At 65.7% G+C, this 16,948-nt stretch carries 7 protein-coding genes; 2 read left to right on the forward strand and 5 right to left on the reverse strand.

The window, feature by feature from the left end; all coding sequences use genetic code 11:
- Nucleotides 1–46: 46 nt before the first annotated feature.
- The gene (gene rsmI, locus B9N93_RS13785) at nucleotides 47–904 is read left to right on the forward strand and encodes a 16S rRNA (cytidine(1402)-2'-O)-methyltransferase (protein ID WP_254899396.1); all 858 of its coding nucleotides are present in this window, start codon (nucleotides 47–49) and stop codon (nucleotides 902–904) included.
- 16 nt (nucleotides 905–920) lie between these two features.
- Here the strand turns inward: rsmI and B9N93_RS13790 are convergent, their stop codons facing one another.
- Entirely contained in the window at nucleotides 921–1,364 is a 444-nt protein-coding gene (locus B9N93_RS13790; protein ID WP_085214594.1) for a hypothetical protein, read from the reverse strand.
- Nucleotides 1,365–1,763: 399 nt separating this feature from the next.
- Between B9N93_RS13790 and B9N93_RS13795 the strand changes: the two genes are divergently transcribed.
- Nucleotides 1,764–6,371 carry an ABC transporter substrate-binding protein gene (locus tag B9N93_RS13795; RefSeq protein WP_085214596.1) on the forward strand — a complete coding sequence of 1,536 codons (4,608 nt, stop codon included), beginning with the start codon at nucleotides 1,764–1,766 and terminating at the stop codon, nucleotides 6,369–6,371.
- A gap of 19 nt (nucleotides 6,372–6,390) precedes the next feature.
- Here the strand turns inward: B9N93_RS13795 and B9N93_RS24760 are convergent, their stop codons facing one another.
- The 4 genes from B9N93_RS24760 to B9N93_RS13870 form a co-directional block, all read right to left on the reverse strand.
- A complete protein-coding gene (locus B9N93_RS24760) occupies nucleotides 6,391–14,820 on the reverse strand; it encodes a PAS domain S-box protein (protein ID WP_176225256.1) in 8,430 nt (2,809 codons plus the stop codon).
- A gap of 43 nt (nucleotides 14,821–14,863) precedes the next feature.
- Nucleotides 14,864–15,997: a response regulator gene (locus tag B9N93_RS13860; RefSeq protein ID WP_254899397.1), complete on the reverse strand. Its 1,134-nt coding sequence runs from the start codon at nucleotides 15,995–15,997 to the stop codon at nucleotides 14,864–14,866.
- A 291-nt stretch (nucleotides 15,998–16,288) separates the two neighbouring features.
- Nucleotides 16,289–16,504, reverse strand: a complete 216-nt coding sequence (locus B9N93_RS13865; RefSeq protein WP_085214598.1) for a hypothetical protein — start codon at nucleotides 16,502–16,504, stop codon at nucleotides 16,289–16,291.
- An 8-nt stretch (nucleotides 16,505–16,512) separates the two neighbouring features.
- Nucleotides 16,513–16,884, reverse strand: a complete 372-nt coding sequence (locus B9N93_RS13870) for a hypothetical protein (RefSeq protein ID WP_085214600.1) — start codon at nucleotides 16,882–16,884, stop codon at nucleotides 16,513–16,515.
- Nucleotides 16,885–16,948: the final 64 nt, after the last annotated feature.

Consider the following 16,948-nt stretch of genomic DNA (forward strand, 5'->3'; position numbering starts at 1 on the left):
GAGAGGCGGGCAAGTGGCGGAAAGCGAGCGGGGCATACTATACCTAGTGGCGACACCTATCGGCAATCTGGCGGATTTTGGCTTCCGCGCCGTGGAAATCCTCAAAAAAGCCGACGCCATCGCCTGCGAAGACACCCGCCACAGCCGCCCCCTGCTGGACCGCTACGGCATCGACCGCCCGCTTTTGGCCTTGCACGAACACAACGAATCCACCCAAGCCCCGCAGCTCATCGAACGGCTCGTGCGCGGCGACACCCTCGCCCTCATCTCCGACGCCGGCACGCCCCTCATCAACGATCCGGGTTTCCCCCTGGTACGGCTGGCCCGCGAAGCCGGACTCCGGGTGGTGCCCATCCCTGGTCCCTGCGCCTTGATCGCGGCCTTGTCGGCCTCGGGCTTGCCCGCCGACCGCTTCGCCTTCGAGGGCTTCCCGCCGCGCAAAGGCCCGGCCCGGCTGGCCTGGTTCGGCTCGCTCCGGGACGATCCCCGCACCTTGATCTTCTACGAAGCCTCGCACCGGGTCGAAGCCACCCTGCGCGACCTGGCCCGGACCTTCCCGCCCGGACGCCGCCTCGTCATCGCCCGCGAACTCACCAAGCTCTACGAAACCCTGGCCCTGACCACGGTGGACTCGGCCCCCGCCCTGCTGGAACAAGACCCCGATATGCGGAAGGGCGAATTCGTGCTGGTGCTGGAAGGCGCTCCGCCCGCGCCGCCGGACAGCGACGAACTCGACCCGGAACAAACCCGCATCCTCAAGCTGCTGTTGACGGAATGCTCGGTGAAAACGGCGGTGGGCTTGGCGGTGAAAATCACCGGAGCGCGGCGCGACAAGCTGTACCGGGCGGCGCTCCAATGGTCGGGGGGACAAGCGGGTGGGAAAGGCGCGGATTCAGAAGGATAAACGGTCGGGATAGGCGCTATTCCGGGCGGCCCTCGCGGGAATAATTCCGCAGAGGCGCGTCCTCGGGCTCGCTGGGCTTGGCGGGGGTTTTCTTGTGGCCATCGTCGGTCAGCTTGGCGACCATATCCTCCCAGGAAGCATATTGCTTGAATTCGGGATCACCGGCGGCGATTTTCACATTGACCTCGTGCTTGGCCATTTCGATGACTTCCTCGGGGGTTTTGCCACCCACCGCGTCGGCGAAGGCGTCCGGCCCCTCGCCCGACTTGATTTTGTCGAGCAGCAACATCGAGGTATCGAACAGCACGCGCTGATCGGTCGGCAGGGTGCGCTTAACCTTGACCGCAGACCTGTAGATGGCGGCCCGGTCGCCCCCGCTGAGTTCGTAGGTACGGCTCGTGAAGGCGGGCAGGAAATAGATGACCGCGAACAGCGCCATGACGGCGGCTAGGATTTTCATTGATGTTCTCCGCTGATTTTTGGTATGCGGGCGCATTATAGCCCGGATGTCGCAGGGGCCGGCCAGGAACGCCCGGCACAGTCGAGGCCTCGACGCGCTTGGACAACGCGATACCTCCCCGGTTCGCCGCCCCGGCGATCATCAAGCCCGAGCCTGGATAAAACCCCACTAACTCCCTGGTAATTGGCGGAAAATCCACCCAGCACGATTGCTATAATCAGGTGGTTTCCGAAAACGGACGTACCCCAAACACTGGTTGTAGGCTGTAGGGTGGGCATGTACTCATGCCCACCGATTACCTGTCACAACCAGGGTGGGCCGAAAATACCGCCCCCCCTACGGTAAATTCTTTACCGCAAATCACTAAAATCATTCCCCACCGAAACATCCCATATTATCTTGGCCGATTCCAACCCCACCACCGGGCTGGGCTGTCATCCAGCCCAGCGCTTGGCTTATCCTGCCTGGGCGGTATTTTTATTGCTGCTTTTGTGGTTATTGCCCGCTTTCGCACACACCAGTGATAACCCCTTGGAAAAACTGGTCCTACAGCTCAAGTGGTTCCATCAATTCCAATTCGCTGGGTATTATGCCGCCCAGGAGCAAGGCTATTATGCGGCGGAAGGACTGGACGTGGATATACGGGAGCGCGTACCGGAACAAAGCCCCATCCAGCACGTCATCTCGGGAGCGGCAGACTACGGCATCGGCGATTCCAATGTCATCGCCCAATATGCCAATGGCGCACCCATCACCGCTTTGGCCGCCATTTTCCAGCACGACCCCCTAGTTTTTATCAGCAAGCAAAGCTCTGGGATTATCAGCCCCTATGAAATGATCGGCAAGCGCATCATGCTCGACAATCTCGGCGGGAATGAAGCGCCCCTACGGGCCTTGCTAGAACATAGCGGCATCACCCAGAACCAATATACCCTTGTCAAACACAGTTTCGACAACACAGCACTGCTGTTGGACCAAGTGGACGTGATGCCCGCCTACCTGACCAACGAGGTCTATTATTTCGAGCGGGAAAAAGGCATCAAGCTCAATATTATCAACCCGCAAAGCTATGGACTCGATTTTTACGGCGATATCCTTTTCACCAGCCAGCGGGAAATCGCCCAACACCCAGGCCGCGCCGCCCGCTTCCTCCGCGCCTCGCTCAAGGGTTGGCAATATGCCCTGGCCCATCCCGAGGCGGCGATCCAATCCATTAAAACCCGTTACCACAGTCGGCTTACCCTGGAACAATTACGATTCGAGGCCCGCCAATGCCGCAAACAAATCCTGCCGGATACCCTTCCCCTGGGCCGGCTCGATATCGAACGCCTACGCGGTATCGCCAATATCTTTCATGGACTCGGGCTGGCCCAGCCGATCAACGAGACCAAACTGCGCGGCTTCGTCCACGGCCCTCCCAGCGCCCTGGAATTAAGCGCCGAGGAACACGCCTGGCTAGAGCGGCATCCGGTCATCCGGCTCGGTATCGACCGCGATTTCGCCCCCTACGAATGGATCGACGGCAACAACCAATATACCGGTATGGCGGCCGATTTCATGGCCGAGATAGAAAGACGGTTGGGCGTGAAATTCGCGTTGATCAAGGACAAGCCCTGGCACGAAATCCTGGCAATGGCCCGGCGCGGGGAGGTGGACATGCTCAGCGAGGCAGTCGGCACCCCGGACCGGGAACATTACCTCAGTTTCACCCAGCCCTATGTCACCCACCCGGTCATCATTATCAATGATAACCGCCATGGCTATATCGGCGGCTTGGAGCGCCTCGCCGGAAAACGGGTTTCAGTGCAACAAGGCCATTTCGTGCAGGAGCGCCTGGGCCGGGATTATCCCGCCATCGAATTGGTGGTCGCCAATAACGTCAAGCAAGCCCTGGAATGGGTCTTGGAAGGCAAGGCCGATGCCTATATCGGCGATGCCGCTTCCGCCAGCCATGCTATCAAGCAACAAGGTTTTTTAAACCTGAGTTTCGCCGGACAAACCCCTTATCAAAATGCCAATAGCATCGCGGTGGTAAAGTCCCAGCCGCTCTTGAAATCGATCATGGATAAAACCTTGGCCGATATCTCCCACAGCGACCGGGCCGAAATCATCAACCGCTGGATGGGCCTTCGGATCGAGCAGGGGATCAAGACGGAAACCGTGCTGGAATACGGTATCGCCCTGGCCACGCTGTTCTTGCTATTCGCCTATTGGGTTTCGCGGTTACGCCAGGAAGTGGCGGCGCGGCGGGAAAGCGAATCGCGGTTGGTATCGCTTTATACCCATATGCCGCTGGGTTTCGCCCTGCACGAGATCGTACGCGACGGGCAGGGAGACGTGGTGGATTACCGTTTCCTGGAAGTGAATCCAGCCTTCGAGCGGATTACCGGGATACCCCGCGAACGCTGGATAGGCCACCGGGTCCGGGAAATCTGGCCGGATATCGGGGAAGCCTGGGTCGGGTCTTGCCGGGAAACCGCGGCCTCGGGCCGTTCCCAACACGGGGAAATCTTCATTCCCGGCAACCAGCGCTGGTATTCCGCTTATAGTTATAGTCCGGCCCCCGGACAGTTCGTCGCCCTGCTCCAGGATATCACCGGGCGCATCGAGGCCCAGGCCGCCCTGGAGGAATCCCATAACCTATTGCAAACCGTGCTGGAAACCTTGCCGATGCGGGTGTTCTGGAAAGACCGGCGATCCCGTTTCATCGGCTGCAACACCTTGTTCGCCCAGGACGCCGGGATGGCTTCCCCCGCCGACCTGGCCGGCAAGGACGATACCCAACTGGGATGGCGCGAACAGGCGGAGTGCTATGTCGCCGACGACCGGCAGGTGATGGAGTCCGGCGTGGCCAAACTACTGTACGAGGAATCCCAGCCCAATGGCGAAAGCGGCCTGACCTGGATACGCACCTCGAAAGCCCCACTCCGCAACGCGGCGGGGGAAATCATCGGCGTGTTGGGGGTGTACGAGGATATCACCGAGCGCAAGGAGGCCGAGGACCGCTTGCTCAAGCTGTCGTTGGCGGTGCGGCAAAGCCCCGAAAGCATCGTCATCACCGATCTCGAAGGCCGGATCGAATATGTCAACGCCGGCTTCGAGTCCATGACCGGCTACGCGGCGGTCGAGGTCATGGGCCGCGATATCCGCTTCCTGGACGCGGACCCGGTGCAGGACCACAGCGCCCTGTGGGCCGTCCTCGAGCGCGGCGAGACCTGGAGCGGCATCTTCCACAACCGCCGCAAGGACGGCACGGAATACATCGAATCCGCCCATATCAGCCCGATCCGCCAGCCGGACGGGCGCGTCACCCATTATCTGGGAATCAAGGAGGATATCACCGAGAAGATGCGCGACGCCCAGGAATTGGAACGCCACCGCCACCATCTGGAAGAACTGGTGGCAAGCCGCACCGCCGAGTTGACCGCCGCCCGCAACGCCGCCGAAGCCGCCAGCCGCGCCAAAAGCGCCTTCCTGGCCAATATGAGCCACGAAATCCGCACCCCCATGAACGCGATCCTGGGATTGACCCACCTGATCCGGTACGACCGGCCCACGGCGGAGCAACTGGACCGCCTGGACAAGATCGACGCGGCCTCCCGGCATTTGCTGGCCGTCCTCAATGATATCCTGGACCTCTCCAAGATCGACGCCGGACGCTTGGAACTGGAAGTGGTGGATTTCCCCCTGGCCTCGGTCCTGGAACAGGTCGGGGCGCTGATTTCCAGCCAAGCGGCGGAGAAAAACCTGCGCCTGACGGTGGATGCCGGCGATGTGCCGGACTGGCTGCGGGGCGATCCGACCCGGCTGCGCCAAGCCCTGCTCAACTACGCGGGCAACGCCGTGAAATTCACCGACCGGGGCGACATCGGCCTCGGCGCCCATCTCGTGGCGACACGGCAGGGCGGCGGCCTGCTGGTGCGCTTCGAGGCGCGGGACACCGGCATCGGCATCGCGACCGACCAGCTCGGCCACCTGTTCGAGGACTTCGAGCAGGCCGACAGTTCCACCACCCGGAAATATGGCGGCACCGGGCTGGGGCTGGCGATCACCCGGCGCCTGGCCCGGCTCATGGGCGGCGAGGTGGGCGTGGAGAGCCGTCCCGGCGGGGGCAGCGTGTTTTGGTTCACGGCCTGGCTGGAACAGGGACGGGCATCCAGGCCCGGATTCCGCCATCCCAAGGCGTCCCAGGCCGAAGCCTTGCGCCAACGGCACGGCGGGGCGCGGGTGCTACTGGCGGAAGACCACGATATCAACCGGGAAGTCGCGGTGGAATTGCTGCGCGTGGCGGGGCTCGTCGTGGACACGGCGGCGCATGGCGGCGAGGCCGTGCGGAAAGCCGGGGCCACCGGCTACGACCTGATCCTGATGGATGTGCGGATGCCGGAGATGGACGGCCTGGAGGCCACCCGCTCGATCCGCGCCCTGCCGGGCCGGGCCGGGACGCCGATCCTGGCCATGACCGCCAACGCCTTCGCCGAGGACCGGGAAGCCTGCCGCCTGGCGGGCATGGACGATTTCATCGCCAAGCCGGTGGACCCGGAAACGCTGTACACCGCCTTGCTGTATTGGCTACCGCCCCGCAACGCGCCGGACCCCGCCCCGCCGCCGCCCGGACCGGCCCAGGGCGATATGGAATGGGCACGGCGCTTGGCCACCGTGCCGGGCCTGGACATTGGAGCGGGCCTTGAAAATCTCCTGGGCAACAGGGAACTGTATCTGCACCTGCTAGAGATGTTCCTGGAACAATACGGGCCAGCCCCGGAACGGCTGGCAAGCCATTGGGCGGCGGGGGAATCCGGGGAAATCCAGCATATGGCCCATCGGCTCAAGGGTTCGGTCGGCAGCCTGGGCGCGTTCGGGGCGCAGGCCGCCGCCGAAAGCCTGCTGGCCGCCCTCCGGCAGGGGGAAGGCGCGGAGCGGGTCGCCCCGCTGGTGGAAGCCCTGACCGCCGAGTTGGCGGCGCTGCGGGACGGGTTGAGCGCCGCGCTGAGCCCAACCCCATAAGGGCCGGGCCATCGCGCCCTTATCCGCCCTGGCCGGACCCGGCGTCCCCATCGAGCCATTCGGGGTGCCCGGCGCAGGCCGAGCGCAACAGGGCCAGCACCGCCTCGTAATCGTATAGGGTCAGCAATCGCTTGAGTTCGACCGCCTTCTGGCCCAGCACGGCGTTCAACAATGGCTCCGCCTCCTGAAACACCCCGCCCGCCCGCATATCGTCCTCGGCCAGCAAACGGTACAGCCGGGCGATGACCGGTCCCGCCCGGCTCCAATCCGGGGTCGCCTCCACCATCAGCGCCTGGGATTCGGGTATCGCCCGGATCGCCTCGACCAAGGCCCGCTGTTCCCGTTCCAAGGGGATGGACAAATCCAGGAGGATGTCCATGGACCGGGCTTCGCGCAAAGCGGTTTCCAAGTCCAGGGCCAGGCCGCGCACCCGTTCCGCGCCGATGGTGCCCGCCGCGCCCTTGAGCGAATGCGCCACCAAACGGGCGGCGGTGAATTGGCCGGCTTCGAGCAGGGAGCCAAGCTTGGCGGTATCCCCGGCATGGACCTGGGCGAACAGGCGTAACAGGCGCAGATAGCTGTCGCGCTGGCCCAGGACGCCGCGCAAACCCAGTTGCGGGTCCACGCCGGGCAGGGCGTCCCAAGGCTCGGCGGCGGGATCGCCGGGCTGTTCCGGCCCGGCGGGCGCGGGCGTCGCCCCGCCGGATTCCGGGTCGACGCGGGAAGGCAGCCATTTCGAGACGGTGGCGAACAAGGCCTCGGGCTCCACCGGCTTGCCGATATGGTCGTTCATGCCCGCCGCGAGGCAGCGGGCGCGGTCCTCCTCGAAGGCGTTGGCGGTCATGGCCAGGATCGGCGTCCCGGCCCGGCCCGGCAGGGCGCGGATCGAGCGGGTGGCCTCTAGGCCGTCCATCTCCGGCATTTGCACATCCATCAAGATCAGGTCGTAGGCGTTACGCCCGGCGAGTTCGACCGCCTGCACGCCGTTCCCGGCCAAATCCACCGAGAATCCCAAGCGGCGCAGCAGCTCCAAAGCCACTTCCTGGTTGATGGGGTTGTCCTCGGCCAACAAGAGGCGCGCGCCCCGGAATTTACGCACCATGATATCCCGCTCCTGATGGGGGACGGGGACCGCGCGTTCACGGCCCCCGCCGTTGAAAACCTTCACCAGCACATCATACAGGTTGGATGGCGTGACCGGCTTGGACAACACCGCCTCGAACCCGGCCTCGGCCATTGCGCGCTCCGGCGGGAACTGGGTGAAGGCGGTACACAGCACCGGGGCCGGGGGCCGGGCCAGCGGCATTTCCCGCAGCCGCCGGGCGGTGGCGAGGCCGTCGAGTCCGGGCATCCGCCAATCCAGCACCAGCACTTCGTAAGCCTCGGAGCGCCGGTCAGCCGCGACCACGGCGGCCAGCGCCGCCTCGCCGCCCGCGGCCACGTCCACCCGCATCCCCATCTGGCGCAGCAAGTCGGCCAAGGCCTCGCGGGCCTCCGGCAAATCGTCCACCACCAAGGCCCGCCTGTCCTTGACCCGGCCATTCAAACGCTTGGGCTGGGACGCGCCCTTGCCTAGCCGCACCGTGAACCAGAAGGTGCTGCCCGCGCCGGGCTGGCTGAGGATGCCGACTTCGCCGCCCATCATCTCGACCAAGCGGCGGCTGATCGCCAGCCCCAGCCCGGTGCCGCCATAGCGCCGGGTGGTGGAACCATCGGCCTGCTCGAACGCCTTGAACAAGCGGGCTTGATGCTCGGGCTCGATGCCCACCCCGGTGTCGCGGACCTCGAAGCGCACCTGGATATCGTGGTCGGTCTCCTCGATGGCCTGGGCGCTGACCATGACGAAGCCCTGTTCGGTGAACTTGACCGCGTTGCCGGTGAAGTTCAAGAGGATTTGGCCCAGCCTGAGCGGGTCGCCCTTGAGCAGGCCCGTGAGCCTGGGCGATTCGCGGAAGATGAGTTCCAGACCCTTGGCCTCGGCCTTCTCCCGCACCAAATCGCAGACCTTGTCCAGCACCCGGTCGAGTTCGAAATCGGTGTTTTCCAGCACCAGCCGGTTGGATTCGATCTTGGAGATATCGAGGATGTCGTTGATGATCGCCAGGAGGTGTTGGGCGGCGTCGTTGATCTTGCCGAGATATCCCTGCTGGCGCGGTCCCTGGGCATCGCGCCGGAGCAAATGGGTGAGACCGATGATGGCGTTCATCGGCGTGCGGATTTCATGGCTCATATTGGCGAGGAACACGCTCTTGGCGCGGCTGGCCTGCTCGGCCACGTCCTTGGCGGCGGCCAACTGGGTCTCGGCGCGGCGGCGCAGCAGGATGCGCCAGAGGTCGTCGCCGACCAATTGCAATTCGTGCATATCCGACTCGTCGTAATCGGCGGGCTTGTCACCCACGCCCAACAACAAATGGACCTGGCCATCGCCCATCACCGGCACGGCCATATGGCGCTGGACCGGGCCATCGGCCAGGGTGTCGCCCGGCCCGTCCAGGGGATAGGCGTTGTGGATGCACGGGCGGCGGATACGCACCGGGTCGGCCCAAGGCCCGGCCTGGTCCAGGGAGCGGTCCGCGGCCGGCGGCTCCAAGCCGGTCGCCACCCAGGCCCGCAGCGCGAGACCGGCACCGTCCTCGCCCACGGCGTACAGGTAGCCGAAGGCGCTGCCGGTCAACCGCGCCGCCGCGGCCACGCCCTGCCCGAGCAGGTCGGCCTCGTCCAGCCCGGCGGCTTTCTGGCTCAGGGCGAACATGGCTTTGAGCCGGGCATCGCTGGTCAGGAGGCGGCGGTTGGCGGTCTCCAGTTCGGCGGTGCGCTCCGCCACCAAGTCCTCCAGGTGCCTGCGGTAATGTTCCAGTTCGCGCTCCACCGCCTTGCGCCCGGTGATATCCTCCTTGACCGCGAGGTAATGGGTGACCCGGCCATCGGGCTGGCGGATCGGCGAGATGCGGGCGAACTCGGTATAGAACCCGCCATCCTTGCGGCGGTTGATGAATTCGCCTTCCCAGGGCCGCCCCTGGGCTAGGCTGGCCCACAGCGCTTCGTAGGTGGATGGTGGGGTGAGTTCGGAATTCAAGATGCGGGGATTCTGCCCCAGCGCCTCGGTCCGGCCATAGCCGGTGATACGGGTGAAGGCGTCGTTGACGTATTCGATGCGGGCATCAAGGTCGGTGATGACGATGCTGTTGAGGCTCTGCTCCACCGCCAGCGACAGCTTGCGCAACTCCTCCTCGGCCCGCACCCGCTCGGTCACATCGTGCATGACCGCCAGGGTCGCGGCCTCTTCGCCCTGGCCCGGAATGGCGATGGTGTGGATTTGCACGGTGCGGTACCCGCCGTCCTTGCGGCGGATGGTCCATTCCTCGCCCATCAAGTGATCGCCCTGGCGCATCCGCTCCATGCGCTGGCGGGCCGCTTCCCGGACACCGGCTTCGGCGTAGAGGGTCTGGTACCAACCCAGCTGGTTGATCTCACCCAGGGTGTAGCCGGTCAGGTTGCGCATGGCGCGGTTCCACACGGTGAAGCGGGTGTGGGGCGGCTCGGCCTGGATATGGCAGACCGCGATGCCATCGACCTCGGCGTCGATCACCGATTGGGTGAAGGCCACCTGCCGTTCCAAACGCAGCTGCAGCGCCTTGCGCTCGGTGATATCGCGGACGATGGCCTGTAGATACACCGCGCCGCGCATCTCGACCCGGCCCAGGGCGATCTCGACATCGAACAGGCCGCCATCCACCCGCCTGGAGCGCCATTCGAAGAACTGCGGCCCCTCCTCCAGCGCGGCCTGGGCTTTCTCCTGGGCCGCCTCCAGCGAAAGCCGCCCATCGGGCTGCCGTTCCGGGGAAAAATCAATCGGACCATGGCCGACGACTTCCGACCGGGTCAGCCCATACATCCTGGCCCCCTTCTCGTTGCAGTCCAGGAAGCCGGTCGCGTCCTGTAGGAAGATGCCATCGTTGGCCATCTCGAACAGCAGCCGGTATTTGGCCTCGCTGTCGCGCAGTTCGCGCTCGGCCCGCTTGCGCTCGGTGATATCGCGCACGATGGCGGCGAAATAATAGCGGCCCCTGAGGTTCACCAGCCGGTTGCTGACGTAGACATCGCGGACTTCGCCGTTCTTGTGGCGGTGCTGGTTCTCGAAATCGGCCCCGCCGGTGGCGAAAATCTCCCGCACCTTCCCGGCGACATCGGTGGAGGAATGCCCGCCCTGGAGATCGGGGACGCCGAGCTTGGCGAATTCCTCGCGGGTATAGCCCAGGTCGCGGCAGGCGGCATCGTTGAATTCGACGAAGCGCAGGGTTTCGGCATCCACCAGGAGGATGCCGTCCCCGGCCTGGCTGACGATGGCCCGGTAGAGTTCCTCGCTGTCCCTGAGGGCGCGTTGGCGGGCCTCGCGCTCGATGGCGATCCCGGCCAAGTAGGCGGCGGCGGTGATGCGTCCCAGATCGTCGGCACCGGGCACGCCAGGCACGCCGCGGTAGATGGCGAAAGTCCCCAACACCTGCCCCCTTTCACCCCGGATCGGCTCCGACCAACAAGAGGCGAGACCGGCCGCGGCCGCGGCTTCCCGGAACCCGGCCCAAAATGGATGGGTTTGGAGGTTCTCGGCGACCACCCGCCGGTTTTCGTACGCCGCGGTCCCACAACAACCCACCCCCGGCCCGATTTCGACGCCATCGCAGAAACGGTTGTAGGCTTCCGGCAGGCTGGGTCCGGCTCCATGGCGCAGACGGCGCGATTCCGGGTCCAGCACCAGGATCGAGCAGAGGGTGCCGGGGGATTCGGCCTCGACGGCGCGGGCGATGCCATCCAACACCCCGGCCAGGGGCACGCCCCCGGCGATCCGCTCCAGGATATCCATCCGCGCCCGTTCCCGGCGTTCCAGGCGCTTGCGCCCGGAAATATCGCGGCAGACGCAGAAGGCCAGCATCCGCCCGTCGATCTCCGCACCCGAACAACTGACTTCCACATCGATCTCCGCGCCGTCCTTGCGGCGATGGCGGGTCTCGAAGCGCGCCCCCGCGGCACCGGCCCGCCGCAACATCGCCTCCAGTTCCAGGCGGTCCCACCGCGCGTCCCAATCCCAGACATGCAACGCCAGGATTTCGGCGGCGGAATACCCCAGCATTTCGCAATAACTCCGGTTGGCCTCGCACACCCCGCCCTCCATGTCGAGGACCACGATGCCGTCGGAGGACTGCTCGAACAAGACGCGCCGCCGGACGGCTTCCCCGGCGATGGCCCGCGCCGCCCGCTTTTGTTCGGTGATATCACGCACCACGCCCTGGTACATGACCTTGCCGTCGATCTCGAACGCCGTCAGCCGCACCTCGGCGTCGAACTCGGTGCCGTCCAACCGCCAATGCCGCCATTCGAAGAACTGGGGCTGGCCGCTGGACGCCAGCCCGATCCACTCGGCGGCGGCGGCGGTGGAATCGCGGCCATCCGGCTGCGCGGGCGGCGAAAACCGCTCCGCCGTGGCCCCGATCAGGTCGGCGCGGGCGCAGCCGAAGACTTCCAGCGCCTTGGGATTGCAATCCACGAACACCGGCCCGTCCGAGACCAGGATGGCATCGGCGGCGGTCTCGAACAGGGCGCGGAAACGGGCCTCGCTGTCGCGCAGGGCGTCCTCGGCCCCGCGCAGCGCCGTAATATCGCGGGCGATGCCCAAGACGCCGATCAAACCGCGTCCCGGCTCGAACAAAGGGGTCTTGACGGTCTGGAACAAGCCGCGGTAGCCGTCGGCGGCGAATTCCAGCCATTCCTCGTTGGCGCAGGGCCGGCCCGCCGCCGCCGCCACCCGGTCGTTGTCGCGGAAAAAATCGGCCAGTCCGGCGGGGACGAAATCGTAATCGGTCTTGCCCACGATATCCGGCCCGGCGGTTCCGAAGAGGCGCTCGAAGCTGGGGTTGCAAGCCAGGTAGACGCCTTCCGGGTCTTTGAGCCAAAGCGGGTCGGGGACGGCGTTGAACAAGGTCCGCAGCAGGGCGCGTTCGCTTTCCAATTCGCGCTGCGCCCGCCGGGTCGCGGTGATGTCGCGGAACGACCACAGCCGCGCCCGTTGCCCCGACCACTCGATGGGACGGGTGAAGCGCTCGAATACCCGGCCATCCTTGAAATCCAGCATGTCCCACCGCTCCTCGTCGCTGGCGTAGAGCCGGTCCACCTCGCGCCGGAAGCCTTCGGGGTCCACCAATTGGTCCAACACATAGTCCAGCAAGCGCGGGTCGCGGCCCTCGGCCAGCAGCGCGTCGGGCACGTCCCACAGCGCCTGGAAGCGCTGGTTGCACGCCAGCACCGCGCCGTCCGGCCCGATCACCAACAAACCGTCGGCGGTGGAATCGAGGATGGCCCGCAACATCGCTTCGCCCCGGCGCAGAGCTTGCCTGCTTAGCACCGTCTCGGTGATATCGCGGGAAATCGCGAAGATGGCGGGCTTCCCGTTCCAATGGCCCAGGGAAATGTGGGTATCGGCCTCGATCCAAACCCCATCGGCCCGCACCAGGGGCAAAGGACAATCCTTGCGCTCCCCCGAGATCATTTCGGCCAAAATGTGCCGCGCCTGTTCCCGGACCGGCCCAGGATGAGCCGCCAGGGCCGATTGTCCCAACAAGGACGGCCCATAGCCCAGGCCGTCGGCCACGGCGTGGTTGTAATGCAGGATACGGCCATCGGCGGTGTCCACCACGAACACGAAATCGTCCATCGCCCCGAACAGCCCGTCGAGGTTCTGGCGTTGATGGGTCGCCTGTTCCTGGTCGTGCCAGCGGCGCAGGGCTTGGCCGAACTGATGGACCAGGGTTTCCAGGGCGGCCAGGGTATTGGTGCCAAAGCGTCCGCCCCGCTTGCGGGCCAAGTTGAGGCAGGCCACCGCCTCGCCCCCGACCAGGATCGGCAGCACCAACAGCGCCCTGATGCCTTCCCGCGCCACATCCTCGCCCTGGATCAGGTCGTTGTCGGGGCAGTGCGGGCCGGGATCGGCGCAAGCGCAGCGCATCCGGCCTTCGCGGATGATCCCGGCCCTGGGGGAATCGGCGGGGACCCTTTCCACCCGCGCGACGAAGGCGTCGGACAGGCCGCGATGGACCACGAGTTCATAGTCGCCCGCCGCCTGCCGCCAATAAAGTCCGCCGCCGTCGATTTCCGGCAGGGCCAGGGCGCCGTCCAGGATCGCCGCCAGCAAACTGTCGCGATCCGGCTCGCCGTTCAGGAACCGGGCGAATCCGAGTTGGGTCTTGAGCAGCAGTTCGGCGTGCTTGCGCCCGGAAATATCGGCCAGGGTGCCGACCGTGCGCAAGGCCCGCCCCCCGGTGTCGTATTCCGCCACCCGCGCCCGGTGATGGACCCAGAGCCAAGCGCCATCGGTCCGGCGGATACGGTATTCCATTTCGCACAAGGGATTGGCGATGGACAAAACCAACTCGATCTGGTCCAGGACGCGGGGCCGGTCCTCGGGGTGGATCAACCCCAGCCAATCATTCAGGCCACACGGCGCGGCGGCGGGATCGCCCCCCAACAAAGCCAGGGCCTCGGGGCTCCATTCATGGCGGTCGGCGCGGTGGTCGTATTCCCAGATACCCAGCCCGGTGGCTTCCAGCACTAGGCGCAGGCGGTGTTCGGCCCGGTTTTTCTCTTCGTGCAGGGCTTGGCCGTGGTGCCAGCTCTCGTCGAGCAATTGGATGCCGAGCCTCTCCAGCAAACGGTGTTGGCTGACCACCCCGGCCAAATGTCCGTCCGGCTCGACCACCGGCATTTGCCGCACCCGGTGCCGCGCCATGATTTCCACCGCTTCCGCCACGCCGATCCCCGGTTCCAGGCAATGCAGGGGATGGCTCATGACCTCGCCCAGGCGGATGCGGGCGGGATCGGCATGGCGCACCAGGAGTCCGGGCATATCGCGCTCGGTGAGGATACCGACCGGCCGCCCGTCCTCCACCACCAAGAGATGCTCCCGGCGTTCCCGGATCATCCGCGCCAAGGCCTCGGCCAGGGAAACCTCCGGGGCCATCGTGCCCAGGTCCAGTTCCATGACGCTACGCAAATCTTCGATCTTGCGGAAAATATCCAGGCCCAGGTGGGTGCGGAAATCGGTGCTGGACGCGATACCCACCGCGCGGCCCTGGCCATCCACCGCCACCAGGTGGCGGACGCGGTGGCGTTGCAGCAGGGTGTAGGCGGCGCGGAACTCCAGGTCCGGCGGGGCCGTCACCAAGGGGGCGCTCATGAAGCCGGACACCGGCGTTTCCAGCGGCATCCGCTCGCACAACAACCGCACCATGTCGCGCTCGGTCAGGATGCCCAGGGGCCGGTCGCCCTCGACCACCAGCAGCGACGAAACCCTGGCCTCGCTCATGCGGCGGGCCGCCGCCTCCAAGGAACACTCGGGCGGCACGCCCAGCACCCGTGCGCTCATGATGTCGGATAGTTTGAGATGGGCGATGGCGTTCATGGGGACGTTGGCCGGGCAGGATGGCGGGCGGTGTGGCGGCGGGTCATCCCTCGCCGGACTGCCCGCACAGTTCCGGGTCGGCGTGGCGCTGGGCGATCCGTTGGAATTCGTCGAACACCTCCAGGAAGGCATCGACTATGTCGGGATCGAAATGGCGGCCCCGCTCCCTGGCGATCACTGCGCGGGCCTCGGCGAAGGACAGGCCGGCCTTATAGACCCGTTCGCTGGTCAAGGCGTCGAACACATCGGCCAGGGCGATCAAGCGGGCCGAGACCGGGATCGCTTCCCCGGCCAGCCCGTCGGGATAGCCGCCACCATCCCATTGTTCGTGGTGGTGGCGGGCGATCTCCTGGGCCAAGCCCAGGAACTCCAGCGAGCGCTCGACCCGGCCCAGCACCTCGGCGATGGCATCGCCGCCCAGGTTGCTGTGGGTCCGCATGACGGCCTGCTCCTCCGGGGTCAACCGGCCCGGCTTGAACAGGATGTGGTCGGGGATGCCGACCTTGCCGATATCGTGCAACAGGGCGGATTTCGCCATCACCTCGATGACGCGCTCGTCCAGGATGCCCGCGAACCGGGGATGGCCGAGCAAGCGCCGCGCCAGCACCCGCACATATTCCTGGGTGCGGCGCAGGTGCGCCCCGGTCTCCTGGTCGCGTATTTCCACCAACCGCGCCAAGGCCTGGATGCCGGCCTCCTGGATCGCCTGGTTCTCGCTGAGGCAGCGGGCCACCTGGGCTTCGAGATAGTCCGCCTGGTCGCGCAAGCCGTCCCGCGCCCGCTTGAGTTCCAGATGGGCGCGGACCCGCGCCAGAACCACGGCGGGACGCAGGGGCTTGGTGATATAGTCCACCGCGCCCAGCGCCAGGCCGCGCTCCTCGTCTTCCGGCGTGTCCAGGGCCGTGACGAAGATCACCGGAATATCGTGGAAACTAGGGTGGTCACGGAGTTGGGCCAGCACGGTGTAGCCATCCATGCCGGGCATCATAATATCGAGGAGGATGAGGTCGGGGGTGGGCGGGGTCGCGACCACCGCCAGGGCGCGTTGGCCGGAGTTGGCAACCCTGACGCGGTAGAACGGCCTGAGCAAATCGCCCATCACCGTGAGGTTTTCCGGCCCGTCGTCCACCACGAGGAGGGTGGCATCGAAACAATCTGGCGTGCGCTGCTTATCCAAAATCCAACCTCTCGCGGAGGTCCGACGCCCGGCCGACCCACGCTTTCCGAAACCCGTTACTCCGCTCCCTTGCCGACCCTACCCCGGACCTGGGAGCGCACAATCCCCTCGGCACGGCCGGAAGAATCCTGTCCATTACGCTTGCGACCGCCATGTTAATACAAAAGCGGCTCCAGGCTCATGACCGGGTTGGCACGATCTCAAGAAAAGCCGGGCCGGGCCGCGCGATCCGGCGGGCGGGCTGGGCGGGGAAAACGGGCCGGGGGCCGGAACGGCGGGATTCATCCCGCGTTATTCGGACGCCTCCGCCGTGCCGATCCGCTGTTCGAGCAGGTCGATGGCGATACGCAGCAAGGCGTATTCCAAGGCGGTCTTGGCATTGTAGAGCTGGCTGCGCTCGCCGCGCTGCAATACCGGGAGGCGTTCGGCGTTCTCGATGGCCACGATGGCATCGCGCAGGATGGCGGCCTCCCGGCTCGCTTCCTCGTAGGAGGTTGTCCGCGCCATCGCCCCGGCTACTCCAGAAGCCAAGCCAGCGCCGCGGCCCGGTCGCTGAAGATGCGCACCGCCAGCCCCCGGTTGAGGCAGGCGGTTTCCCAGAATTCCACGCCCTCGAACCATTCCCGCCCCGCGCCCGGCATCAGCAAGGCCTCCTTGAAGTTGGGCGGAATGCCGGACGCCTCAAGGAAATCCACCAGGGCATACAAATCGAATAGCGAGTGCCCGCCTCGCAATTCCAGGCAATCGGCGAGCACCAGGAAATTCGCGTGCCGCCTCGCCGCCTCGAGCGTGGCCTCGACCGCCGTCCTGAGTTCATCCGGGGTCAGTTCCCCGCCGAACACCGCTTCGACGACACCGTTGTCGGAATGGTAGGTGACTCGCCACATCGTGCCGCTGCCCGCTTGACTTATACTTGATCCGGTATCCCGGTCCGTCTGGAACGGGTCCGGG

This window comes from Methylomagnum ishizawai, assembly GCF_900155475.1.
GTDB lineage: Bacteria > Pseudomonadota > Gammaproteobacteria > Methylococcales > Methylococcaceae > Methylomagnum > Methylomagnum ishizawai_A.

Coding starts and splice junctions, on each gene's coding strand:
- B9N93_RS24760 (WP_176225256.1), bottom strand. CDS start 14,820: ATGAACGCCATCGCCCATCTCAAACTATCCGACATCATGAGCGCACGG.
- B9N93_RS13865 (WP_085214598.1), bottom strand. CDS start 16,504: ATGGCGCGGACAACCTCCTACGAGGAAGCGAGCCGGGAGGCCGCCATC.
- B9N93_RS13790 (WP_085214594.1), bottom strand. CDS start 1,364: ATGAAAATCCTAGCCGCCGTCATGGCGCTGTTCGCGGTCATCTATTTC.
- B9N93_RS13870 (WP_085214600.1), bottom strand. CDS start 16,884: ATGTGGCGAGTCACCTACCATTCCGACAACGGTGTCGTCGAAGCGGTG.